Raw genomic sequence first — 23,800 nt, forward strand, 5'->3', positions numbered from 1 at the left:
TCAGGCACGAGTGGGGGACGAGGAGGGAGTGGAGGCCCGCTGCCACAGCCACAGGCCCACCGCCACGGCGGGCACGCTAAGCAACTGGCCCATGCTAAGCCCCATCGGCAGTGCCGCCTCGAAGTGGATCTGCCGCATCTTAAAGAATTCCAGCACGATGCGGACGCCAAAGATCAGCGTGAAGAACAGCCCCACCAGCTGTCCCCGTGGGGTCTCCGCCCCCTGCTGCTGATAGAGGCGCCACAGGAGCCCGAAGATGAGGAAGTAGCAGATCGACTCGTAGAGCTGCACGGGATGGAGGGGGACCGCCTCGATGCCCCGCCGCACCCGGGCTGCGCGCTCGAAGACGACGCCCCAGGGAAGGTCCGTCGGGACGCCCAGGATTTCGGAGTTGAAGAAGTTGCCGAGGCGAATGAGGCTGCCGGTGAGGGCCACGGGCGCCGCCAGGCGGTCGAGCAACCACAGAAACGGCTGGTCCTCGCGGCGCCGGCAGTAAAGCCAAATGGCCAGCACGACGCCGATGAGCCCCCCGTGGCTGGCGAGCCCGCCCCGCTGGATCATGGGAATCTCGAGCGGATTGCTGAAGTAGTAGCCCGGTGCGTAAAACAGAATGTGTCCGAGGCGGGCCCCGAGGATCGTCCCCCCCAATAGATAAAACAGCAGGTAGTCGAGGTCCTCCTCCGGCTTGCCCTCCCGCTCAAAGACGCGCCGCATCAGGTAGAAGCCGATCAGGAAGCCCAGCGCAAACAGAAGGCCGTACCAGCGCGGGGCGAGAATGCCCCAACGAAAAATCGTCGGGTCGACGTCCCAGTGGATCTGCAGGAGCATGCGAGCGGTGGGGGAAGTGAAAAAATTGACACTGTACCAAGCGATTCCGCCCCGTCGCGTTCAGGGCTTCGCCTAACCTTTACACGCGCCAGCACTAGATTCAGAAACCTCGGCGATTTAGATTCGATCTAAATAGCCAGTTGCATCCCCAGGACCCTTGATCCGCCCCTCATGGCTTCTTCCGTCCCGTCCGACACGTCCGTCCTTTTCGAGACCGACCACGGCTCCGTGGAGCGCACGACGCAGGATCGCGTCCGTCTGCGGTTTGGCAGCACGAGTTGGATTCTGGCGTCGTCGGACGTGCCGGGCCTGCGCGACACCACGCGATCGTTGGCGAGTGAGGTCTACCACTGCGAGCGCGACTGTCGGTGGCAGCTCCGGGTGGACGGGCACCCCACGGTCGTGCTGGACTCCGACGAGGTGCTCCGGCTCGACGCCCTGCTCGACGGGGCGGTGACGATGCTCGAGCTCGACACCATTCTGGACGGGGCGTCCATTTCCCGACCGGTCGTAGCGTAGGAAGAACGTGCGGGGGACCGACAAGACCGATTCAGTTCTTTTCGCCGTCGTCCGGCGTTCTCACATCTGTCGGGGAGCGGAGATGCCGAGCACCGTGAGCCCGTTCTTGAGGACCGTCTTTGCGGCCAGTGCAAGCCGCATGCGGGCCGACGCCAGTTCTTGCTCTTCCCCAATAATGCGACAGTTGTCGTAGAACTGCGAGAAGGCGGTCGCCACGTCCCGCAGGTAGTTGGGGACGAAGTGCGGCGCCCGCGCGTCCGCGGCGTTCCGTAGTTCTCGCGGGAAGCGGAGCAGCTCCTTGATGAGGGCGATCTCGTCCTCGTGCGTCAGCAGGGACAGGTCGGCGTCCTCGTCGTGCGAGAAGCCCACCTCCTCGGCCTTGTCGAGCACCGAGCAGATGCGGGCGTGAGCGTACTGCAGGTAGAAGACAGGATTCTTCTCGCTCTCCTCCTCTGCCAGCTCCAGATCAAAGTTGAGGTGCGTATCGGGGGAGCGCATCAAGAAGAAAAAGCGCGTCACGTCCGCCCCCACCTGCTCGATGAGGTCGTCGAGCGTGACGTAGTTGGCGCGGCGGGTGCTCATCTTGACGGGCTCGTCGCCCCGCACGAGCGTGACGAACTGGTAGAGAATCACGTCGACCCGGTCCGTGTCGTAGCCGAGCACGTCCAGGGCGCTCAGCACGTCCGGGTAGGCGGCGTGGTGGTCGGCCCCAAAGACATCGACCATGAGGTCGAAGCCGCGCTCGAACTTGGCGGCGTGGTAGGCGATGTCGGGGGTGCGGTACGTGGGCTCGCCGGTCTGCTTCACGAGCACCGTGTCGTCCTCCGTGCCGAACGCGGTGGTTTTGAACCAGAGCGCGCCGTCCTCCTCGTAGGTGTAGCCGGCGTCGGCGAGGCCGTCGAGCACCGCGTCGACCCGCCCCTCGTCGTGCAGGGCCTGTTCGTTGGCGTAGCCGTCCATGTCGATGTTGAGGGCGCGGAGGGTGGACTCGATGTCCCCGAAAATGGCCGTCTCCGCGGCCGTCCGGAACGGCGCGAGGTCGTCGGTGGCGCGGAGGGCGTCCCCGTGCTCGTCGTAGAGGGCCTGGGCAATCTCCACGATGTACTGCCCGAGGTAGCCGTCTTCGGGGAAGGACTCGGGCACCTCCACGGTCGTGTCGTCGTCGAGCGTGAGGGTCGTGGTGGGGACGTTGCCCGCCAGCTCCTCGTAGCGGGCCCGGACCGACTGGGCGAGCACGCGCATCTGGCGCCCGGCGTCGTTGTAGTAGTATTCGCGCGTGACGTCGTAGCCGGTCCAGGCCAACAGGTTGGCGATCGTGTCGCCCAGGACCGCGTTGCGGCCGTGCCCCACGTTGAGGGGGCCGGTGGGGTTGGCGCTCACGTACTCGACCAGTGCGCGCTGCCCGCCCCCGGCGTCCGTCTGCCCGAACGTGTCGCCCTGCGCCAGGAGGTCGGCGAGCCCGTCGAAGAGGTAGTCCTGCGCGAAGCGGAAATTGACGAAGCCGGGCCCCGCCACCTCCACGCTCTTGATGCGAGCCGGGTCGACGCGCCCCCGCAGCCGCTCCGCCAGGGTGTCGGCGATGGCCCGCGGGTTGTCGCCGAGCACGCTGGCGAGGCGGAGGGCCGTGTTCGTGGCCAGGTCGCCGTGCTCCGGGCGGTCCGGTGCCTCAAGCTCGATCTCGAAGTCGTCCGGCACGTCGCCCAGGGCGTCGAGCACACGGCGGATCTGTGTTCGGAGGTAGTCTTTCATGGGGGCATGATGGATGAACAGTTTCGGTGATACAATCCCAACCTATAGAACCGGCGGATGCTCCGAAATGGCCGCCTCGCCGTTTCGATGGGTTTTTGTGGACGCAACGGATCGAGGCTGTCCGTTTGGAGGTGCGGAAAATTGCTTCGAGGCGTTTCTCGGGAAAGGTGCCCCTGTGCTCAGCACCGCTCTTCACGTGGAGATAATAATTTGGGCGACGTGGTGGTTTTCATCGCAGAAGCAGGTCTTGCCCATTGCCCCTTGACTGCATCCGCATCCCGAATCGTTCAGCTCGCCGTTTTTTCGTTGGATTGGTGCTTATCGTGCTCGGCTGTGCGAAGGGGCTTCAGAGAAAATCCCCAACTGGGCCTCCCTCAGGGACCACGCAGGGGGCACATCACGCAACTCGTCTTGAGGAGCCGGGCCGGATCCTCGTCGATTCGCTCCCGTCGAGCCCCGATTCCTCTCGCTGCTGCCAAAGGGGCCAGGATGAAGACATTCGAGGCGACTGATGTCGACCCGGGGAGGTTGCCGTACACGGAGCCGCCGCCGGGGACGAACACGCCCGTCTTCATCCCGCCGGACAATGTGGATCCTGAGATGATCTGGCATCCAAGGCCGTGACGGAACGCAACGATTTGGGGCGCCGGGCGGTTGATACGGGGCACTGGACATCCGAGTCTCACACGCCGCCCCGGCATGCCCGTTCGTTCGCTCGACGCCCTTGACCGCTCCGAGAAGATGCCCGGGTACCTGGGCGCGTTTCTGCACGGCGAGAACATGACCGTCACGAGCTGGGAGGTGGAGGCCGGCGCATCGGTTCCCGAGCACAGCCACCCCCACGAGCAAATCTCGATCGTGGTGGCGGGGGAGTTCGAGCTTACGATCGACGGCACGACCGACACCCTAACGCCGGGCCGCGTCGCCGTCATTCCGCCCGACACCCCCCACTCGGGCCGCGCCGTCACGGAGTGCGAGATCCTCGACGTGTTCAGCCCGGTCCGGGAGGACTACCAGTAGGCCGCCGGAAAACGCAGCCCGGCCCAGTGGGTTGGGCCTGCCCTCGCGTTGTTCGTGTCAGAATGCCCCCCGTTGATCGCCCATGCCCGACCTCTTCGACGAACAGGCCGAGCAGGCCCGCCAGGAGCGCGCGCCCCTGGCCGACCGCATGCGCCCCCGTACGCTCGACGAATTCGTGGGGCAGGAGCATTTCATTGGGGAGGGGAAGCTGCTGCGCCGGGCCATCGAGGCGGATCGGGTGTCCTCCGTCCTCTTCTGCGGCCCGCCCGGCACGGGCAAGACGACCCTCGCCCGCATCATCGCCCGGACGACCGAGGCGCACTTTGCCTCCCTCAACGCGGTCTTGAGTGGGGTCACCGACCTCCGGGAGGCGGTCCAGAAGGCGAAGAACCGCCTCCGGCACCACCAGACGCGGACCATCCTCTTCATCGATGAGGTGCACCGCTTCAATACGGCCCAGCAGGACGCGCTGCTGCCGCACGTGGAGGACGGCACCGTCACCTTCATCGGCGCCACGACCGAGAACCCCTACTTCGAGGTCAACGACGCGTTGGTGAGCCGCTCGCGCGTCTTTGAACTGGAGCCGCTTGAGGAGGAACACCTTCGTCAGGTGGCGGCCATGGCGCTGACCGACGCGGAGCGCGGCTACGGCGACCGCGATGTGGAGGTGACGGAGGCGGCCCTGGATCACCTGATCGGCACGGCCAACGGCGACGCGCGCTCGGTGCTCAACGCCCTGGAGCTGGCCATCGAGACCACCGCGCCGGACGCCGAAGGGACCGTCACGATCGACCTGGACGTGGCGGAGGATTCGATTCAGCAGCGGGCCGTACTCTACGACAAGGAGGGCGATGCGCACTTCGACACCATCAGTGCGTTTATCAAAAGCCTGCGTGGGTCCGACCCCGACGCGGCGCTCTACTGGCTCGCCCGCATGCTCTACGCGGGGGAGGAGCCGCGCTTCATCCTGCGTCGGATGCTCATCTTCGCCGCCGAGGACGTGGGGCTGGCCGACCCTCAGGCGCTCCAGGTGGCCCAGAGCGTCGCCAAAGGCTTCGAGTACGTGGGCATGCCGGAGGGGCAGTTCCTGATCGCCGAGTGCTGTCTCTACCTGGCCACGGCCCCGAAGAGCAACAGCACCTTTGCCTACTTCGACGCGCTCGACCACGTCCGCGAGGAGCAGACCGACGACATCCCGCAGCACCTAAAGGACCCGAGCCGCGACCAGGAGGGGCTGGGCCACGGCGAGGGCTACAAGTACCCCCACGCCTACCGCGAGCACTACACGCCGCAGCAGTACCTGCCCAACGAAATGCAGGGCACCTACTTCTACGATCCGAGCGGAGAGGGGTACGAGGAGCAGGTCGCCAACCGGCTGGCGCAGTGGCGGGAGCGCGACTTCGACGAGGACGTGGTGAAGCGGGCGCACCAGTACGCCGACGACGAAGCGTAACGTCTTCGTGGAGCCGACGGGGAGGCCGCGAGTGGACCGGCGGTGCCGGAACCCGTCGTATGAGTTTGAATTACGCATCTCGAAGTTACCCAGCAGTCGTTCGTAAAGACGGCACTGGTCGTCTTTTGAATCATCCGCGTTCATGCAATGCGTCACACCGACGTGCGCAGTTCTCACCTCTTGTCCACTGCCTGGACCCTCACTGCGCCGGTGTGTCTCTGTTCGTGTCTGTGTGGCATGAGTGCGTCCTGTCGCGGATAACGTCGGCTCCCGGAGCCTTTTCCGGCCCTGATGCGGGCGTTTCGCACCGGGCATCTTCTTCCTGGTGGGACAAGACTGTATCCCGCGTGGATTGACCGGTGGGGCTGAAGCAGGAGAGAGCACAGCGCTCCTGCCTCCCATCTGGACAGAAAGGGTGTCTGTGGCGTCCCCTGCGGGCGTCTCCTCGTGAACGAAGGGCCCTGTGTGTCTCCGTCCTCCCCGCGCTCATCCCGACTGCCGAACCCCCCTTTGTTTTCGTTCAACAACCCAACACCATCCTTCAACCATGAGTACCTACGCGAATCCCGATGTTCTCGTCTCCACCGACTGGGCCGCCGATCGCCTCGATGACCCCGAGGTGCGGTTTGTCGAGGTGGACGTCGACACCTCCGCCTACGAGGAGGGCCACGTGCCCGGCGCCGTGGGCTGGGACTGGGAAACACAGCTGGCCGACACGCAGACCCGTGACCTGGCGTCGAAAGAAGACTTCCAGTCGCTGCTGCGCAGCTCGGGCATCGACGACGACACGACGATCGTCCTCTATGGCGACAACGACAATTGGTTTGCCGCCTGGGCCTTCTGGCAGCTTGCGTACTACGGCCACGAGGACACGAAAGTCCTGGACGGCGGCCGCAAGAAGTGGCTCGCCGAGGACTACCCCCTGAGCACCGAGACGCCGGACTACGAGGCGGGCACCTGGTCGGCCTCGGCCCCCGACAATTCCATCCGCGCCTTCTCCGGGTACGTCCAGCAGACGCTCGACCGCGACGACGTGGAGCTGGTCGACGTGCGCTCCCCGGAAGAGTTTAGCGGTGAGAAGCTGGGGCCGGACGGCCTGAACGAGGGCGCGCAGCGCGGCGGCCACATTCCCGGCGCCCACAACATCAACTGGAGCGAGGCCGTGAACGAGGACGGCACCTTCAAGAGCGCCGAGGAGCTGAAAGAGATCTACGAGGAGCGCGGCATCACGCCCGACAAAGAGACCATTGCCTACTGCCGCATCGGCGAGCGGTCGAGCCACAGCTGGTTCGTCCTCTCGCAGCTGCTCGGCCACCCGCGCGTCCGCAACTACGACGGCTCGTGGACCGAGTGGGGCAACCTCGTGGGCGTACCCATCGAGACCGGGGCCGACCCTGTGGCCGCCTAGGGCGCGGGGTCCCCCGTTCCGAGAACCGTCAAGGGCCGCTTCGATCCGCCACGGATCGGGGCGGCCTTCTGTTATGGGGGGGGATTGGGGACAGAAATGGGCCCGTTCGCTTGCGGATGCGGCCGCCAACCGGTACCCTTGCCGTGTCCCACGCACTCCGCGAACGACCAACGCCACCCGGCACATGGACCGCTGGCTTCGGTGGGCCCGCCGCATCGACCGCCTGAACGACCGGATCGGCCGCCTGCTCTACTGGCTGACCCTCGCGATGGTGGGGGTCGGTGCGTTCAACGCCCTGGCCCGCTACCTCGACAAGTATACGGGCCTTGGGCTGAGCTCCAACATGTGGATCGAGATGCAGTGGTACCTCTTTAGCCTCGTCTTTCTGCTGGGGGCGGCCTACACGCTGGAGTACGACGACCACGTGCGGGTGGACGTGCTGTACAGTCGGCTCTCACGCCGGGGCCGGGCGTGGGTCGACATCCTGGGCACGCTGTGCTTTCTCCTGCCGTTCTGCGGGCTGGTGCTGTGGATGTCGATTCCGTTCGTGAGCAATTCGTGGGCCATCCTGGAGGGGTCGCCCGACCCCGGCGGCCTGCCCCGCTACCCCATCAAGACCGTCATCCCGCTGGCGCTCCTGCTGGTGATGGCGCAGGGCGTGGCCCTCATTGTTCGGAAGGTGGCGGTGCTCCGCGGCCACGAGGTGACGGACCCGGTGGATCGCGAGTCCCGGCCCCGCGCAGGGTGAGGACGCGTTCCGCCGCTGCCAGAGCCCGTGCTTGAAGCCGGACCCTGGCTGCGACTGCGACCTCTGAGAAAGTGACCCGCGACGCGTGATGCGTGAAGAGGGAGGAGGGGGCATTGCGAGTGGGGCCTGAGCCACGAGTCACGCCTCATGCGGCACACTGACGCAGATGTTCGAGATAACGACGCAAGTTCTCATGGGTGCCGATCTTCTCGCGCCGCTGATGTTTGCGGGGGCCCTTCTGCTGATCTTTTCCGGGTACCCCGTCGCGTTTTCCCTCGGCGGGACGGCGCTCGCATTTATGTTTATTGGCGAGCAGGCGGGGCTGCTCAACTGGGGCCTTCTGCGGGCGATGCCGTCCCGCATCTTCGGGGTGATGTCGAACTTCATCCTCCTCGCGGTGCCCTTCTTCATCTTCATGGGCACCATGCTGGAGAAGTCGCGCCTGGCAGAGGACCTGCTTACGACGATCGGGCAGCTGTTCGGGGTGGTGCGCGGGGGGCTCGCGATCGCCGTCGTGTTCGTGGGGGCGCTGCTGGCCGCGGCGACGGGCGTCGTGGGGGCATCGGTCGTAGCGATGGGGCTCATTTCGATGCCCGTGATGCTGCGCTACGGCTACTCCGAAGAGCTGTCCTCCGGCGTCATTACGGCGGCGGGCACCCTCGGGCAAATCATCCCGCCGAGCATTGTGCTGATCGTGCTGGCCGACCAGCTCGGCATCAGTGTGGGGGACCTCTTCATCGGGGCGCTCGTGCCGGGTGTGGCCCTGGCGAGCCTCTACGCCCTGTACGCGGGCGGGGTGGCGCTCCTCTGGCCCGACGTGGCGCCGGCCCTGCCCGCCGACACCCGTGACATTTCGCCGGGGCGGCTCGCCCAACGCGTGCTTCTCGTGATGCTGCCGCCGCTCGTGCTCATTCTGCTCGTGCTGGGCAGCATCTTCGCCGGGGTGGCCACCCCCACCGAGGCCGGGGCGCTCGGGGCCGTGGGGGCCATGGCCCTCGCCGCGGCCAACGGGCGCCTGTCGATGGATGCCCTCCACGAGACGATGGACGAGACGATGCGGCTCACCTCCATGGTCATGTTCTTGCTCGTGGGCTCCACGGCCTTCTCGCTCGTGTTTCGGGGGTTGGGGGGCGACTTCTGGGTGGAGGGGCTCCTGACGAACCTTCCGGGCGGGGTGATCGGCTTTCTCATCGTGGCCAACCTCGTGATCTTTCTGCTCGGGTTCTTCATCGACTTCTTCGAGATCGCGTTCATCATCATTCCGCTGCTGCAGGCGCCGGCCGCCCGGCTGCTGCCGCCGGAGTTCGGGGCGACGGCCGACGCGGCCCTCGTCTGGTTCGGGGTGATGGTGGGGATGAACCTGCAGACCTCGTTTCTGACGCCGCCTTTCGGGTTCGCGCTCTTCTACCTCCGTGGGGTGGCGCCCGGCGAGGTGGCCACCACCCAGATCTACCGGGGCGCGGTCCCGTTCATCGTGATTCAGGTGCTTGGGCTGCTGGCATTGACGCTCTACCCCGAAATGGTCACCTGGGCGCTGTGATCGGTCCCTGGTCGAGGCGCTAGGTATAGACGGCAAGGCGCCAGAGAACGGAGAGCGACACGCCGTACCGCGCCGCGACGAGCAGGGACGCGCCCACAAGAACGAGCGGACTCAGGGCGACGAAGGGCAGGAGCGTCCAGGCGGGGGCGTCGGTTACCCGCCAGTAGTCGAAGAGCACGCGGAGGGTCACCGAGAGCAGGACCAGGGTGCCGCCCCCGAGTAGAACGAGGGCGAAGAGCGACGGCGACAGTGGGGCGCCGGGACCGGTGGCGAGTGCGATTGGCGGGGCCAGTAGGACGGGCCAGCAGGGCCATGTCACGAGCATGAGTCCCTGCGCCATCGAGAATCGCGTCCCGAGACGAGCCATCGTTACCCCCGCCCCCGTCCAGAGCAGGAGCAGGACGAGCGTCCCCCCGCCGACGGCGACCCCAGCCAGCGTCGGGTGCTCGAGGCCCGGCCCCAGCGCCGTTCCAACGACCTGGGGCAGGGCGGCGAGCACACGTTCGGTCTCGGGCTGGGCCGCCGCCAACTGGGCCATGCGGGCGGCTGTTACGCCCAGGCTGCCCCCTACGAGGCCCAGAAGCAGGCTGTTGGCCCCGAACGACACCTCCCGCCCGTCCCGAAGCGCGTCCCGATAGAAGCCTGGGGTCGTAAAGTACCGAACCGCCGTCTCCCGCACGAACAGGCTCCTGGCGTACAGCAGCCCAAGGACGGCCACGAGGCCCCAGCCCACGAGGACGAGGCCGTACGTGCCCGGCGGGGCCGATCCGTCGGGGAACGCGAAGGTGCGCTGGGTGCCCGAATAGAGTCCCCGAACCACCGTTGCCGCGGGGCGGGGCGTCCCGGCGGCGTCGTGCAGGCCGTAGCGCCGAGAGGGGAGGAGCGACGCGTCCTCGTCCTGCCAGCGGGCAACGAACACGACGGGCGGGGCGGCACGGGTGGAGTCGAGAAGCCGAGACAGGGCGGTTTCCAGGTAGCGGGCCTGGCGTTCCGCGGAGTGGGGCACCCGGAGCCCTGATGCGGCGTCCGGGTCGACCCACGTGCCGAGGGCCCCGATCCCCACCGAGTCCGTCTGGGTCTGCCATCGCTCCCAGCGATCCAAAGGGTTCGGGTGGCTACGGAGGTCGACCAGGGGCTGATCGACGGCGTCGGCGCACCGATCGGCGGCAGGGGCGAATGGCGTCACGTAGTAGGTGTGGAGGGAGGCGGACGCGTCGTGGATCCGCTCCGTCCAGCGACGCAGCCGGTCACAGCGTCGGGCCCCGGTCGTACTGGCGCCCCGCGCGAGGCCGACGTGCGTAATGGAGGCGTGGCGATTGGCGAGCGAACGCAGTCGATCCAGCGACGCGTCGGCCTGGGGCCGTGCCTCGTCGGGCCGGGGCGCCGACCCGTCCGCCATCGGCAGGTCGACGTACAGGCGGAGGCCGAGCGAGTCGGCCTGGGTCGCTATCGCAGCTGCTGCCGCATCGGCGGGGAGGTGCGTCAGCCGGACGGCCGTGGCGCCGGTGGCTGCGATGCGGTTGAGGGCGGCGAGGGCCGAGTCGGGGGCTGTAGAAGGAGTCCACACAACGCCGAGATCGGGGGCACCTGAGGAAGCCTTAGAGGGGACATCCTGCGCGCTGGCGAGCTGCCGAGGGAGAATGTTAGGCAGGAAGAGATTCACCAGTAGGGCGAGAAAAAAGCACCGTACGGTATAGGGGCACTGTAGATTGTTCATGCGCAAGCCTGACGAGAAATAGAGTGGCGAGAGAGACTCCTACTGCCAGCATGATAGTGCTGACAGCACGATGGACTTTCGAAAAGAGATTCGTGCCGCAAGACGGTTGTCTCTGGTAAGAGAATGGGGATCGTTGGGTCAGTGGGGTCTTCCCCACCGCTCCCACTCGTCAATAGACCTGTGCGACGACACGTCTCAAGAAAAAACGAGATAAAAAAGTTATTCCGCTGGAGACGTCAACAAGGCGGCCGAGAACGGCACGTAGAGCAAAACAAAATGCCCATGCCTTTTGAGCCGGCGAATCGATTCTAGGGCATTGAGTGGCGTTGGGGGGTTGGACCAGAAGCATTGGAAGAGCCTGGTCTAAATCTGTGTGCTCACTCTATGGTAGATTATCTGTTGAAGGATTGCCCCCAACACTCCACTTCTACCCGGGTTGAGCTACCTTGAAGAAGCCCCCATGTGAACTATTCAACTACGACATCTTGTCTAGCTTTGTAATTTACTTTGATTGATCAATTAGCTGAATTAATGAGTTGCTGAAGAAAAGTCAATCGATTGGTTCGAAGGATCCTATCAACCTCGTAGTTACACACAAAATGTTTCCACACGAACGATGAAGCAGCGACATCACGAGGCCGCGACTTTGCGGGTTCTTTTCGGGGGGCTTCTCGCCGGTCTAATTCTCATTGCGGCGCCTCCATCGGCGGTCGCTCAGCGTCCGGACGCGAACGAGGACGACGATGATGGACCAACGGCGCTATCTGTCGGCAATTTGTCATCGGACTTTACCTTCGGTGGGTCGGGGGGATACAACTATGACGGGGGGGCCCGGGCCCTCATGGTCTCCGGGCCAAACGGTTCGTTGATGGTCGACTATGCCTCTGGGTTGGGAACGGGGCAGTTTGACCGGGACACGCGGCGGACCATCGGCGCGGAGGCGCTCTTCGGCGGAAATGCAACGCTCTTCGATGAATTTCTCCGCCTGCCGATCAGCGTGTACATCCCGATTCGGATCAACCTCGACTACCGCTACCTCCAGCCCCGGAATCCGGATCAGTCGAACCTGCATCGCGGCGGCGCGGGGCTCGGGGCCGGTGGCGGCGCTCAACTCCAGCTTCCCGTCGGCCCGGACTTCATTAAAGACAATTTGTACGTCCGGGGATCGGCCCTTCTCGTTCCGGCGGTGGCCACGACCCTGAATAGCGGTGACGACGAGACCGCCCGAACCATTGGGGATGACGCGCCCATCAGCGCGTCGCGAACACGGATGCGCCGGACCCTCGACCTTAATCTGGAGGCCCACTTCACCGAACTGATCGGGGAGGACACAGGGATCATGGCCGGATACACGTTTCGAGCGTACGGCCGGTCCCGGGAAGAGCCGTCGAGTGTCGGGGACGTGATCGACGCCGCGACCCTGAGCGGAAGCTACGTCCAGACGAACGTTCAGCACATGATCCGAGTGGGGCTCACGTGGTAGAAAACAGCTCTCTTCGGTTCTGGGTCGAAGGATGATGGAATGGCCTGCGCAGGCTGGGCGGTCACTGACGGTCCTGTAGGACTCCCCGAAATTGTGACGGGGTCGACGCCGTGGCAAATGAGCGGCCATGGTGGGCGGGCCAGGCCGAACCGGAGTGCGAGTCCGTCCCACCACGGTATGCCGGGGGTGCAACAATCTCCGGGGAGCCTGAATACCGTGTACGGCGAACGTCGTACTCTCCGTTTCTCCACCCCTCCCCAGTCCCAAAATGACTGTTGCAGTCATCGGTGCCCACGGCGGCATCGGCCGCCGCCTCCTTCCGCGCCTTAACGAGGCGGGCCACGATCCCATCGGTGTCGTTCGCTCTGAGGACCAATTTGCGGCGATCCGGGGCCGTGGGGCCGAGCCGCGGCTTGGGGATCTGGAGGCGGCGTTTGCGTCGGCCCTCGACGGGGTGGATGCGGTCGTCTTTGCGGCGGGGGCCGGGGGAAGCACAGGGTGGGACAAGACGATCCTGGTCGACCTCTGGGGGGCCGAGCGGGCGGTCCGCGCGTGTGAAGAAAAGGAGATCGGCCGGTTCGTCATGATCAGCTCGCGCGGCGCCGGCGATCCGGAGTCGCGACAGGGGCCGATCAAGCCCTACATCGTGGCCAAGCACGTCGCCGACCGCACGCTCCAGCGCTCGTCGCTCGACGAGACGATCCTGCGGCCCACGCGTCTTACGGATGCGGAGGGCACCGGTCGCGTCGCGGCCTACGTCGACACGGATCCCGATGCGGGCGATCCCATTCCCCGGGCCGACGTGGCACAGGTCGTGGTCGAGTGTCTGGATCGGGACATCACGATTGGGCACGCCATCACGCTGTACGGCGGCGACACACCGATTGCGGAGGCGTTAGCCCCGCCTTCCTGACACGGCGGGGGGCGAGGGGCCCGTTTGAGAAGAGGGAGATTGTCGTTTATCCTCCCCATTTGCCTTCTAGAAACCGTGTCTGCACCGATTAATCTGTCTATGACGAGATGACAACGGACGCTGTATACGATGCGCTGAGGAAGGCCGCGAAAAATTCCATTCCCGGCGGCGCCCTCATGCTACTGAACGAAGGTGTCGTTCAGTTCAATCGGTTGATTGCCGAAAGCCCGTTCGGGGAGGAGGGGCCGGCCCTGCTCGTGCACTGCTGTCACCACCGGAGCGGCACCGTCTGGTTTACCCGGGTGCTGTCGACGGTGGCCCGGCAGTACGGCCTTCACTTTCAGGGGGCCGGGCAGGATGCCCTGAAGCCGTCCACGGAGGTGTTTTTGCAGGACCACAGCCGCATCGACCGGTCGGCCCTTCCGCCGTACCGCGGCTCCCACATGATCCGGGACCCCCGAGACATGGTCGTATCCGGGTACCACTACCACCTCTGGACGGAGGAGGAGTGGGCCCACCACCCCCGTGAGCAGTACGACGGACAGAGCTTTCGGGAGGCCCTGAACAGCGTGGGGAAGAAGCGAGGGATGATTCTGGAAATGGAGCGCTTCTGCGGAGAAGACCTTCAGGATATGCTCCGCTGGGAATATGACGACCCGGCCTTCTTGGAGCTGAAGTACGAAGACGTGATCGCCGACGAGGCCTCTCATTTTGAGGCTCTGTTCGAGCACTACGGTTTTCACGAGGAGGCGGTGGAGGTCGGGCTGGACGTCGCCCGGTACTACAGCTTTCAAAACCTGTCCGGGCGCAATTTTGGCGAGGTCGAAGAAGAGTCGCACCTTCGATCGGGGCGGACGAGTCAGTGGGAGGAGCACTTCGACGACGAACTAAAGGCTCGTTTCAAGGAGTTGGCCGGCGATGCGGTCGTGCAACTCGGCTACGAGGAGAACAACGACTGGTGACGAGACGCCCTGTCTTCTTCCGAACGGGGCTCAGCGGACTGGGGCTACCTGTCGGAGGGGGCTTCGAGAGCCTCGGCGTACACCTCGAACCCGAGGTCGCGTAGATAGGCATAGGTTGGGGCAAACTCTTTCTGCAGCCGCGCCTCCATCTCGGGGGAGAGGGCTTCGCTTTTGGCCCCCGCCTTCCCCAGAAGACGAAGGAGTGCCAGCTTGGCCTGTCGGGCCGCGGTGCTTCCGAGCAGCCAGCGATAGGCCTGCGGAAAGTGGCGGCGCAGGGGCCGAACGGTAGAGCGATACACGGCCCGAAAGGCTGGACTGCCCGTCGGATTCTCGGGCTGATCGTTTTCCTCTGGGCGAGGGGCACGCGGCAGGGCAAGGAAGTCCAGAAGCTCTTCCCAGAACGCCCCCGGATCTGCGTGTCCCGCCTCCAGGCTCACGACCTTGAACCGATCCGCCCCGAACCGATCGGTGTACGCCGGAAGGGTCTCTTCGTAGTGACTGGTGTCGATGAGGTACCTCCGATCAGGGAGCGCCTCCGACAGGGAGGTGGCCTCGTCGATAAGGCCGAGCTGCTTGTTGTACTGAAACTGGGACAGCAGGCGCTGGATCGGATCGCGGACGATCGCCAGCAGCTTGGCGTCCGGGTTGTAGGCCCGGATTTCGTCGGCCGTCGCCGCGCTTTTGTAGTACATCACCGTGGCGTCGCCGAAGTACCGATAGTCCTGGTCGAAGGGAAAGTGGCGGTGATACGCCTTGAGGGTTTTTGGGCCCTCTTCCTCGGGGCCCGCCTCGCCGAAATAGTACAGCTCCTTGGCGTCCGCCATGAACACGTCGGGGTGGTGGTCGAGCAGGTAGTAGAGCCAGCTCGTACCGGCCTTGTTCACGCCGATAACAAAGAGGTTGACCCGGTTCATGGAATCGAAAGGCGAGATGGGCAATGACGACGCGCCGGAGCGGTGAGGTTAGCGGGGCGACTCGCCCCGGATGAGGTATAGCTGCGCGGAGGAGTGGTGTCCGTAGGCGGCGTTCCAGAGGACAGAGAGCGCGGCCACGACGGGCGCTCGGAGAAGCCACCCGTCCCGGGACTGCTCGCTAAGCAGCGACACGTAAAACGCGTCGAGCCGCATGGGGCGAACGTCGGTTGCGGTCATGCCGTGGCGGTTGAACAGGCGGCGGATGTCGGGCGGGCGGAAGTGGTACAGGTGGCGGGGCACGTCGTACGCGGCCCAGTCTGCGCCGTAGTACTGGGCGTCGAGGGACGCGCAGTTGGGGACGGCCACGACCAGGGTGCCGGTGGGCGCGAGGGTGCGCCGCAGCTCCGCGATTGTGTCGGACAGTTTCGGGACGTGCTCCAGCACGTGCCAGAGCGTGATTACGTCGAAGTGGTCGGACGGCAGGTCGTGGATGTGTTCGGGGGGCTCCACGGTCAGTCCGTGCGTCGCGGCCGCCACCTCCTGCGCTTTCTCGTCGGGCTCAAGCCCGCAGGCCGTCCACCCGTGCGAGCGGCAGTGCGCCAGGAACTCCCCCGTTCCGCACCCGAAGTCGAGCAGGCGGCCGGGCGGGCTGTCGACGAGGCTGGCGACAAGCCGGCGTTTCGAGCGCAGGGTGTAGAGGCGCACCCACCGGTAGAGGGTGTCGATGACGTTCTGACTAGTATCCTGGTGGGGGGTGTAGCCTTCACTGTCGTAGTACCGTCCAATCTCATCACTGCTGGGCCGCGGGTTGGTGAAGCGGAACCCACAGGCGGTGCACTCCACAAGGTCAAACGACCTCCCCGAAACGGTGTGGTCCCGGCACGTCGTGAAGGGCCGATGGTGCGTGCCATGGCAGAGGGGGCAGTGGTCGAGATCGTCCACTGAGAGCGCGGAGACGGGTGTGGGGAAGGGCCGGAGGCTGAGACATTAGCAGATTGCGGCTGATCTGGTTCCGGTACGGGGGCGTAGCGCCGCGACATGTCGACAGTCTTGTTCCTCTAGTGGCCGCCTTCCGCCGGAACAGCGAAATAGACCGACCGTTTTGAGACGGCTTGTCAAATTAAGCGGGTTCTCCGGCCCGCGGTCTCGCCTCGACTGCGTCAGTGCCCAGCTCACATGGCTTCCTCCGCCCAGACGCCCACCCCGCGCACCGCACAGGCCGATACGTTCTGGACGCGGCTCTCCCCGACGACACGACATGCGGGCTGCCTCGGAATCGTGCTGGTGGTGGCCCTTGCCTTCTACGCCCCCGCCGTCTTCGAGGGAAAAAACATCCAGGGCACCGACAGTATCACCTTTCGGGCCAACGCACAGGTGACGGTAGAGCATCACCAAGAGACGGGGGAGTGGGCCCGCTGGGCCCCGAACGTATTTGGCGGGATGCCCTACATCAACGAGCAGATCTCCGTCCTACAGCTCGACGATGTGGTAAACCTGGTCCGTGGTGCTGCGTGGCCGGTATCCCTCCTGTTTGTGCTTATGGCGGGCGTCTACCTGCTCGTCTTCTACCTGACGCGGAATCATCTCTCGGGGCTTTTGTCGGGGCTTGCCTTCGGGTTTACGACGTACATTCCCATCATCATCGGGGTGGGGCACGGGACCAAGTTCGTGGCGCTGGCCTACGCGCCGTACGTCGTCCTGGCCTTCGTGTATACCCTTCGGAATCCGTCCCTTTTAGGAGGCCTCCTGTTCGCCGGGGCGCTGGCCCTTCAGCTGCGGGCCAATCACCCGCAGATTGTGTTCTACACGGGCATGCTGCTCCTCCTGTGGTGGATTGTGGAGGCCATTGGGGCCTGGCGGGAGGAGCGCGTGCCGGAGCTGGCCACGTCCACCGGCTGGCTCGCGCTGGGGACCGTGTTGAGCCTCGCCATGGCCGCGGAGCCGTACCTGGCCCGGTACCAGTACAAGCAGTACTCGGTGCGGGGGGCCGCGGCGGCCGTAAGCGGCGGCGGAGGCGGCGGTGGGGGCATGGGCTGGACGGCGGCCATGCGGTGGAGTCACGGGCCGGGGGAGCTGTTCACGTTCGTCGTCGCGGATGCATTTGGCGGCGGCGGGCAAACGTACTGGGGGCCCAAGACCTTTACGGAGGGGCCGCACTACATGGGCGGGGTTGTCATGGCCCTGGCCGGCCTGGCGGTGTGGCGCGTGCGCACCTGGTTGGTTTGGGGGCTCGGGCTCAGCGTGCTCGGGACGGCGCTCTTTGCCCTGGGCAAGTACGCCGCCTGGGTCAACGGGCCGATGTTTCAGTACTTCCCGTTTTTCGATGCTTTTCGGGGGCCGGAAATGTGGCTGAGCGTCACGGCCCTCGCCCTCGCCATCCTGGCCGGCATTGGCCTGGACTACGCGCTGCGACGCGGAGAGCGACAGGGGCGACGAGCGCAGTCCACCGATCCTCGGCAGCGCCCCCTTCTCATTGCATTCGGGGCCGTGTTCGGAATTGTGGCGCTGGTCTGGCTTGCCCCCAATACGTTCTTCGACTTCGAGAAGCCCAACGAGCAGCAACGCATCCGGCAGGCCCTGCTTCGTCAGAACCCGAACGTCTCGCCCCAGAACCCGCGTGTGCAAAAGGCGGTGCAGCAGCAGATGCAGAAGCTCAAAACGCAGCGGCGCTCCGCCCTCACGACCGACACGCAGCGGACGATGCTCTTCCTCGTTCTGGCCGCAGGGGTGCTCGTGCTGTACCGCCGCGAGACCCTCCCGGCATGGGGGGCGGGCCTGGCGGTCGTGGCGATCGTGGGCATCGACCTCTGGGGCGTCGATTCGCGGTACATGGGAGCCGACCGCTACTCGTCCCAAGAGGTGGAGCAGTCCATCCCGACGTACCCGTTTGACCAGTTCATCAAGAAAAAGCAGCAGGCGGCCGGGGGGCTGGGTCGCTTTCGCGTTCTCTCGCTGGTCGAGGGAGACCCGACGAGCAGGGCACGCCCCTCCTACCACTACGAAAACGTAGGGGGGTACCATGGGGCCAAGCTGCAGCGCTATCAAGACTATCTTGATCACATCCTGCAGGTGACTGGCTCGGGCCCGCCGAACGAGAACGCCCTCGACCTGATGAACACGCGCTACATCGCGGCCCGTCAGCAGTTGCCGGGGACCGAGGTGGCCTACCGCAGTCAGGAGTCGGGCGTACTGGTGCTGGAGAACCAAGACGCCCTGCCGCGCGGCTTTCTCGTGGGGCAGACGGAGGTTGTTGACGCCCCGAAACAGACCTGGTCGCGGCTGCGCTCCTCGACGTTCAACCCGCGGCAGACCGCCCTTCTTCCAGCACCCCTCGACCAGCCGGTCGTGCCCCTCGACAGCAATAGCACGGCCGAGGTGACCCTGGAGCACTACGAGCCGGAAGAGATCCGGTGGACCGTAGAGACGGATGCGCCCCGCTTGTTCGTGGCGAGTGAGGTGTATTACCCGGCCGGCTGGAACGCGTACCTGGACGGAGAGCAGGTGCCCATCCACCGCACCAACTACCTGCTGCGCGGCGTGCATGTGCCGGCGGGAGAGCACACGGTGGAGATGCGCTTCGAGCCGGCGGCCGACCGCTACGGCACCTGGATCGCGTGGGCGAGCACGATCCTTGTCTACGGGGGCGTCGTAGCACTCGTTGGCATGCGGGTGCGCCGGCAGAGAGGCGCGGGCGCCGGCGACGATGACGCGTAGGGGCAGAAAGGATTGCTAGCTCGGCGGTGCGGGCTTGTCGTAGCCGTATTCCTGTAGCGTCGGCGCGATCGCCTCTTCGAGACGCTCAATCTGCTCCGCCTGGAGCCGCATCCGCCACGTGGTCCGGGGCGGGCGCACCTTGTCTAGGTGTCTGTGGTTCTCCCTCGTGAAGAACTCCTCAGGGGAGAGCGAGGCGGTGGAGAACACGCGACGGAGCACCCGGCCTGGGGCGTTAAGAAGAGACTCGTAGTGAACCTCCAGGCAGTGGTCCTCGGGAAAGCGGCCGAGGTCGGCTCGAATTTGGCTAATGCATTGCTTCCAGGTCCATGCAGCCTGTTCAACAGGAGTAGCCGACTGGACGGACTGCCAGCCCGGAGGGCGCACGCCCCACCATTGGTGGAGCCCGCCGCTCGCCCGGCGGCGTTTGAGAATGGACGCCGCAACGGCCCGGCCGTCCCGAATCAGGTGAATGATGTGGGCTTGTGGGAACAGGGCCTGGAGAAACGGGAGCCGAAAGGCGTTTTTGGGGGTTTTCCAAACGAGCCGAGGGCGGTCGTGATACCTTCGATGCCAGCGCACGACGTCGTGGAGGTACTCGCGAGTGGCGGAGGTTACGTTCTCCGCCGTCGCCCGGTGGTCCTCGGCAGGCGGGAGCGCCCGGTCCCAGATGGCGTGCCCTTCGTGGGTCTCAAAGGTTGAAGGTAGTCCAAGGGAGCCGTCGTACGGGCCGCGCAGGAGCGGGGGCAAAGTAGCATTGGGGAGGCGATGCAGGACCCATTCGATAGACCATGCAGCAGAGGGCGGGACGTGTCGAAACCACGGCTTGCCGCACACCCCGTTGCTGAAGGGCGTGATCCAGGCCACCTGGGGGTGAAGCCGGACCAGCTGTTGCAGTATTCCTGTCCCTGATCGCGGACAGCCGACAATGAAGATGGGACGATCCATGAAATCACGCGGTGGGACTGCAGGACAAAGCTCAGGGGGGCGACAGTGGGAACTGGCTTGCGCTATCGAAACAGGGCCCACGGCGGACCGGTTCGGGACGTCGTTTACGTGGGGACTCCTGCATCTTCCGTTCAATCGTCTCATCCACGGCCGATTCTCTGCCGAATGACCGATCCCGATGTTTTCCGTGAGGCCCTGAACGACTTTTCCTTGATGTCCGAGGGGGAGGCGATGACTGGGAAGCCCTCGGTACAACCCTCAACGCTGGCGTTCGGAACCGTGGTCCGGGCGGCCCCGATTGCGGAGGGGGGCGAACTGGTGCTCCTCGACTGGGATTCAAAGACGGTGGAGGCGACCGTGCCCATTCGCCCGCGCAATCCCACCATCGAAGAGGACCCAAACCCACGCGGGAACGGGCGGGGGTGTCGGGGCGTCCGGCAGGTCAATGGGCGTCTGGTCGCGTCTACGTACCACACGCTCGAACTGTACGACGATCACCTGAACCAGATGGGCGCGATCAGTGGGGGACTGATGGCGGGGCTCCACGAGATTGCGCTGACGGACCGCGGGACGGTGTGGGTGACATCCACGGCGATCGATGCGACAGTGGAGTACAATTTGGAAACCGGGGATCGGATTCGTGCATACTGGCCCCGAGAGATGGATGGGCTCCAGGCGGCCCTCGGCCTGCGTCCCCTGGACATCGACAAAAGTGCCGATAATCGGCTCCGGTTTCTTGACCCAGCCGCCACGGATGCCGAGAGTCACCTGCACCTCAACGCCGTCGAGGTCCACAATGGGGCCCTCTACGCGCTGTTCAACGCGTACGGCGTGGTGGCCAACCTGACGACCGAGGAGGTGGTACTGGAGCATGAGCATCTCCGAGGCGGGCACAATCTGGTCATTGGGAACGACGGGATCGCCATCGTCAACGACTCATTCGGCAAGGCCGTGCGGTTCTACGATCTGGATGCCGGGCAGCTTCAGCGAACGATCGATCTCACAGAATTCGAGTGGGTTCGGGACCTCATCCGCTGGGAAGTGCCCATGTACTGGGGCAAGGAGGCCCTGCGGAAGTTTGGGGGCATCGAGGGATCGGTCGCAAAGCCGCTCTTCGTGCGGGGGCTCGCCCGTCGGGAAGACACGCTGTTCATCGGCGTCTCGCCTGCGGCCATCCTGCAAGTCGACGTCGCAACGGAGGCGCTGGTGGACGCATACCAGTACTCATCGAACGTCCACGCCTGCATTCACGGCCTCGCGGTTCTAGATGACACTGCGTTTCAGGCGGGGGCGTGACCCGATCCGTTGTCTTCGTCGAGATACTTGGCGTACGGGGTGCCGTCGAGTCGCCGCGCGAGTTCCTCGTAGTTGGTCACACGGTTCCGGATGGAGGAGGGGGCGACCTTGCGGTAGCTGCTTTCGACCGGTCCCGACGTGATCCCGAGAACATCACAGATCCGATCGACCGTCGTCTGGTGGTCGTCCGCGTGGCGGATGTGTTCTTCGTAGGTCAGTGAGAGGTGGGGGACGTCGGTAAGCAGCGTCTCCTCGTACCGTCGAAGGGCCTGGCTACTTCGCATCCATTCCATCACCCGGTCGGGGTCTACATGCAGGGCCGTCGGCTTGCCGGTCGGGTCGGACCGCTTCCGGTGAAATGTCTCGCGTCGCGCCCGGATGTTGGAGAGTGCATGGCGCACCAGGTTCTCCCGACGAAGGTACAGGACCTGGAAGCCGTGGTCGTGGTGAAGGGTGCGGAGAAAGTTTTCACGCCGTCCGGGGGGGCGCTGCACGTCTTTAATCTGATAGCTGAGAACCTTGCAGCCGTACGCCTCTGCCGAGCAGCCGGCGGCGCGGCCCAGGATGTGCCGGTAGGGGAAGGGCACGTAGTTGTGGAGCACCTCCCCCGCGCATCGCAGCCCCGGCACATCGTTGAGCATGCTCACGAGTGCCGTGGTCCCTGAGCGTCCTCGCCCGAACAAGACGAATCGGGTCTCGGGGAGCGGTCGGCCGGAAAGATAGCTCACCCCAGCCTGCAGGTGGCGAACTTGCTGGCGGGCGAACAGATACCGTTGTTTCAGACCAGTTTGCGCTGCATCAAGGATCGACATGGAAAAGAAGCGCTCGGAAGAAGCCGCGTTGTGCCTTGGCGGGCCTGAGGCCCACGGCGGACAGGGCCTACGCACCCAGCCGTGTCCGCAGTTCCGCCCACAAGTCGTCCGCAATGGCCTGGTCGCGGGGGGAAAGACCCAGGGCGAGCAGGACGCCGCCGTAGACGAGCAGGGCCACGGGGATGCCAACCAGCCAACGGCTCAGAGAGGCGAGCTGAGCGAAGAGCACCCACGCCACGGCTCCCGATGCTCCCGCTGCGGCGAGGGGCTTCCACAGGTTCCACCGGAACGGCTGGATGTGGGTAAAGTGATAAAGCCCCCACAGCTGAAAGACATTGCCCAGAACGTGAGCCGCGCCCGTCGCAAGGGCCGCGCCCACGACCCCGTACCACTGAATGAGGATCCAGTTGAGCCCTACGTTCAACACGGCCATGCTGGCGTTCACCCAAAAAGCAAAGTCCTGATGGTCCGACATCTGCAGCATGTGGCCCACCGACCCGGACCCGGCGACGACAATGTAGGCACCCGCCAGCACCCGAAGCAGAAGAGCACCCTCCCGAAACTCCGTCCCGAAGAGGGCCATGATGTCCGGGGCGAACACGATCAAGACCACCGCCAGTGGAAGGGTGCCCAGGGCGATCCACCGAACGGTATCGGCGTACAGTTGAGCCAGCTCGTCGGTCCGGCCGCTGTGGTACAGTTCGGAGATGACGGGGGAGAACGCGGCTGTGAGCGCGAACAGGACAAACCGGAGCTGGACCGACATCTTAGACGCGGCGGTGTAGAGCCCCACGGCCTCTTCCCCGGCGAGGGGACCCAGCATGATCCGATCGGCCCGGGCGAGGCCTATGCTGGCGAGGCTTACCCCCACGATGGGGAGGGAAAAGCGCAGGAGGGTCCGAAGGTCGACCGTCGGGGCCAAGGATGAAAAGAGCGGAGGAAACAGCCGGTAGGCCGCGTACACCGACGCCCCGGCGGCCAGCACAGTGGAGGCCAGAAAGGCGTATAGGGCCATCGTGAACCCCTGTCCCAGTAGCAGAATGATGCCCGTAAGTAGCAGAAAGAGGGCCGGCTGAAGAATCGAGTCGAGAAGCACGTCCACCCGCATTTGGCCAAGGGCGCGGGCCATGCGGGAGCCGAGATAGGTGAAGACGTAAAAGGGCAGCGCGGTCCCAAAGAGCTGAAAGACGAGCGGATCGTTCGTACTCCTGAGGGCGACCTCGGACAGCCAGGGGGCGGCCAGGTAGAGCGCCCCGCCCATGAGAACACCGGCTCCGGTCCCGAGTCCGCCAACGGCCAGGAACGTCCCTTTCAGCGCCGCCTCGTTTCCGTCTTCTCTGTGCTCGGCCCCGAACCGGACCACGCCGTTCTGAAGGCCGAGCGTACTCAGTTCGCGGACAATCCGAAGAACAGAAAGCCCGTAGCTGTAGAGGCCGTAAAGGGTTTTGCCGAACCCCCGGCCGAGAACGACCTGCAGGGCAAACCCGACAGCCTTCGCAATGAGGGAGCCGGAAAAGACCGAGCCTCCTCCCTTCAGAATGCGGTCGGCATAGTCAGGCGCCTCGTCCCCCTCATCCGTACGGGCGTGGGAAGACGGGGCGTCGTGCTCCGACGAATGGCTCATGTGGAAACGTAGAAAACAAAGGCGTCAACGCATTGGGGACGGCCGCCGAATTTGTCGCTGTTGGGCAGGAGACCCCCTCAAGAAATCAGTGAATGCTGACTGTATCGAGGGACGGGGCAGGTTTTGGTCGAGGATTGACGCAGGACACCGAGGTG

At 65.1% G+C, this 23,800-nt stretch carries 19 protein-coding genes; 11 read left to right on the top strand and 8 right to left on the bottom strand.

Going from position 1 to position 23,800, the window contains the following annotated elements:
* Entirely contained in the window at positions 1 to 828 is an 828-nt protein-coding gene (gene lgt / locus OJA40_RS13230; protein WP_263791393.1) for a prolipoprotein diacylglyceryl transferase, read from the bottom strand.
* 171 nt (positions 829 to 999) lie between these two features.
* On the opposite strand from lgt, the gene OJA40_RS13235 reads away from it, so the two are divergent.
* Positions 1,000 to 1,347, top strand: a complete 348-nt coding sequence (locus OJA40_RS13235) for a citrate synthase (protein WP_263810874.1) — start codon at positions 1,000 to 1,002, stop codon at positions 1,345 to 1,347.
* 60 nt (positions 1,348 to 1,407) lie between these two features.
* Here the strand turns inward: OJA40_RS13235 and argS are convergent, their stop codons facing one another.
* The gene (gene argS, locus OJA40_RS13240) at positions 1,408 to 3,096 is read right to left on the bottom strand and encodes an arginine--tRNA ligase (RefSeq protein WP_263810876.1); all 1,689 of its coding nucleotides are present in this window, start codon (positions 3,094 to 3,096) and stop codon (positions 1,408 to 1,410) included.
* 699 nt (positions 3,097 to 3,795) lie between these two features.
* On the opposite strand from argS, the gene OJA40_RS13245 reads away from it, so the two are divergent.
* The 5 genes from OJA40_RS13245 (at position 3,796) to OJA40_RS13265 (ending at position 9,265) form a co-directional block, all read left to right on the top strand.
* Positions 3,796 to 4,116: a cupin domain-containing protein gene (locus OJA40_RS13245; RefSeq protein WP_263791386.1), complete on the top strand. Its 321-nt coding sequence runs from the start codon at positions 3,796 to 3,798 to the stop codon at positions 4,114 to 4,116.
* Positions 4,117 to 4,198: 82 nt separating this feature from the next.
* Entirely contained in the window at positions 4,199 to 5,569 is a 1,371-nt protein-coding gene (locus OJA40_RS13250) for an AAA family ATPase (RefSeq protein WP_263810877.1), read from the top strand.
* A gap of 547 nt (positions 5,570 to 6,116) precedes the next feature.
* Positions 6,117 to 6,977 (top strand): sulfurtransferase, encoded by an 861-nt coding sequence (locus OJA40_RS13255; protein WP_263810878.1) that lies wholly within the window; start codon positions 6,117 to 6,119, stop codon positions 6,975 to 6,977.
* A 184-nt stretch (positions 6,978 to 7,161) separates the two neighbouring features.
* Positions 7,162 to 7,725, top strand: a complete 564-nt coding sequence (locus OJA40_RS13260; RefSeq protein ID WP_263791378.1) for a TRAP transporter small permease subunit — start codon at positions 7,162 to 7,164, stop codon at positions 7,723 to 7,725.
* Positions 7,726 to 7,918: 193 nt separating this feature from the next.
* Positions 7,919 to 9,265 carry a TRAP transporter large permease gene (locus OJA40_RS13265; protein WP_263810879.1) on the top strand — a complete coding sequence of 449 codons (1,347 nt, stop codon included), beginning with the start codon at positions 7,919 to 7,921 and terminating at the stop codon, positions 9,263 to 9,265.
* A 19-nt stretch (positions 9,266 to 9,284) separates the two neighbouring features.
* Here OJA40_RS13265 and OJA40_RS13270 read toward each other — a convergent pair whose 3' ends face one another.
* Positions 9,285 to 10,832, bottom strand: coding sequence for a hypothetical protein (locus OJA40_RS13270; RefSeq protein WP_263810880.1), 1,548 nt, complete (start codon positions 10,830 to 10,832; stop codon positions 9,285 to 9,287).
* Positions 10,833 to 11,598: 766 nt separating this feature from the next.
* Between OJA40_RS13270 and OJA40_RS13275 the strand changes: the two genes are divergently transcribed.
* From OJA40_RS13275 to OJA40_RS13285, 3 genes are all read left to right on the top strand, one after another.
* Positions 11,599 to 12,465: a hypothetical protein gene (locus OJA40_RS13275; protein ID WP_263810881.1), complete on the top strand. Its 867-nt coding sequence runs from the start codon at positions 11,599 to 11,601 to the stop codon at positions 12,463 to 12,465.
* 268 nt (positions 12,466 to 12,733) lie between these two features.
* Positions 12,734 to 13,378 carry an SDR family oxidoreductase gene (locus OJA40_RS13280; protein WP_263810882.1) on the top strand — a complete coding sequence of 215 codons (645 nt, stop codon included), beginning with the start codon at positions 12,734 to 12,736 and terminating at the stop codon, positions 13,376 to 13,378.
* A 176-nt stretch (positions 13,379 to 13,554) separates the two neighbouring features.
* Positions 13,555 to 14,340: a sulfotransferase domain-containing protein gene (locus OJA40_RS13285; RefSeq protein ID WP_263810883.1), complete on the top strand. Its 786-nt coding sequence runs from the start codon at positions 13,555 to 13,557 to the stop codon at positions 14,338 to 14,340.
* Between the two features lie 44 nt (positions 14,341 to 14,384).
* On the opposite strand, the gene OJA40_RS13290 is transcribed toward OJA40_RS13285, so the two are convergent.
* The gene (locus OJA40_RS13290) at positions 14,385 to 15,254 is read right to left on the bottom strand and encodes a sulfotransferase family protein (RefSeq protein ID WP_263810884.1); all 870 of its coding nucleotides are present in this window, start codon (positions 15,252 to 15,254) and stop codon (positions 14,385 to 14,387) included.
* Between the two features lie 48 nt (positions 15,255 to 15,302).
* Positions 15,303 to 16,196 carry a class I SAM-dependent methyltransferase gene (locus OJA40_RS13295; protein WP_263810886.1) on the bottom strand — a complete coding sequence of 298 codons (894 nt, stop codon included), beginning with the start codon at positions 16,194 to 16,196 and terminating at the stop codon, positions 15,303 to 15,305.
* Positions 16,197 to 16,430: 234 nt separating this feature from the next.
* Here OJA40_RS13295 and OJA40_RS13300 point away from each other — a divergent pair, with 234 nt between their 5' ends.
* Positions 16,431 to 18,968, top strand: coding sequence for a YfhO family protein (locus OJA40_RS13300; protein ID WP_263810888.1), 2,538 nt, complete (start codon positions 16,431 to 16,433; stop codon positions 18,966 to 18,968).
* Positions 18,969 to 18,983: 15 nt separating this feature from the next.
* Here OJA40_RS13300 and OJA40_RS13305 read toward each other — a convergent pair whose 3' ends face one another.
* A complete protein-coding gene (locus OJA40_RS13305) occupies positions 18,984 to 20,057 on the bottom strand; it encodes a sulfotransferase family protein (protein WP_341482959.1) in 1,074 nt (357 codons plus the stop codon).
* 21 nt (positions 20,058 to 20,078) lie between these two features.
* Here OJA40_RS13305 and OJA40_RS13310 point away from each other — a divergent pair, with 21 nt between their 5' ends.
* A complete protein-coding gene (locus OJA40_RS13310; RefSeq protein ID WP_263810891.1) occupies positions 20,079 to 21,209 on the top strand; it encodes a hypothetical protein in 1,131 nt (376 codons plus the stop codon).
* Here the strand turns inward: OJA40_RS13310 and OJA40_RS13315 are convergent.
* Together OJA40_RS13315 and OJA40_RS13320 are read right to left on the bottom strand one after the other, a co-directional pair.
* The gene (locus OJA40_RS13315) at positions 21,194 to 21,850 is read right to left on the bottom strand and encodes a hypothetical protein (RefSeq protein WP_263810892.1); all 657 of its coding nucleotides are present in this window, start codon (positions 21,848 to 21,850) and stop codon (positions 21,194 to 21,196) included. The two genes, OJA40_RS13310 and OJA40_RS13315, sit on opposite strands and share 16 nt — an antisense overlap.
* A gap of 238 nt (positions 21,851 to 22,088) precedes the next feature.
* The gene (locus OJA40_RS13320) at positions 22,089 to 23,645 is read right to left on the bottom strand and encodes a flippase (protein ID WP_263810893.1); all 1,557 of its coding nucleotides are present in this window, start codon (positions 23,643 to 23,645) and stop codon (positions 22,089 to 22,091) included.
* Between the last annotated feature and the right edge of the window lie 155 nt (positions 23,646 to 23,800).

The organism is Salinibacter pepae, from assembly GCF_947077775.1.
Classification (GTDB): Bacteria; Bacteroidota; Rhodothermia; order Rhodothermales; family Salinibacteraceae; genus Salinibacter; species Salinibacter pepae.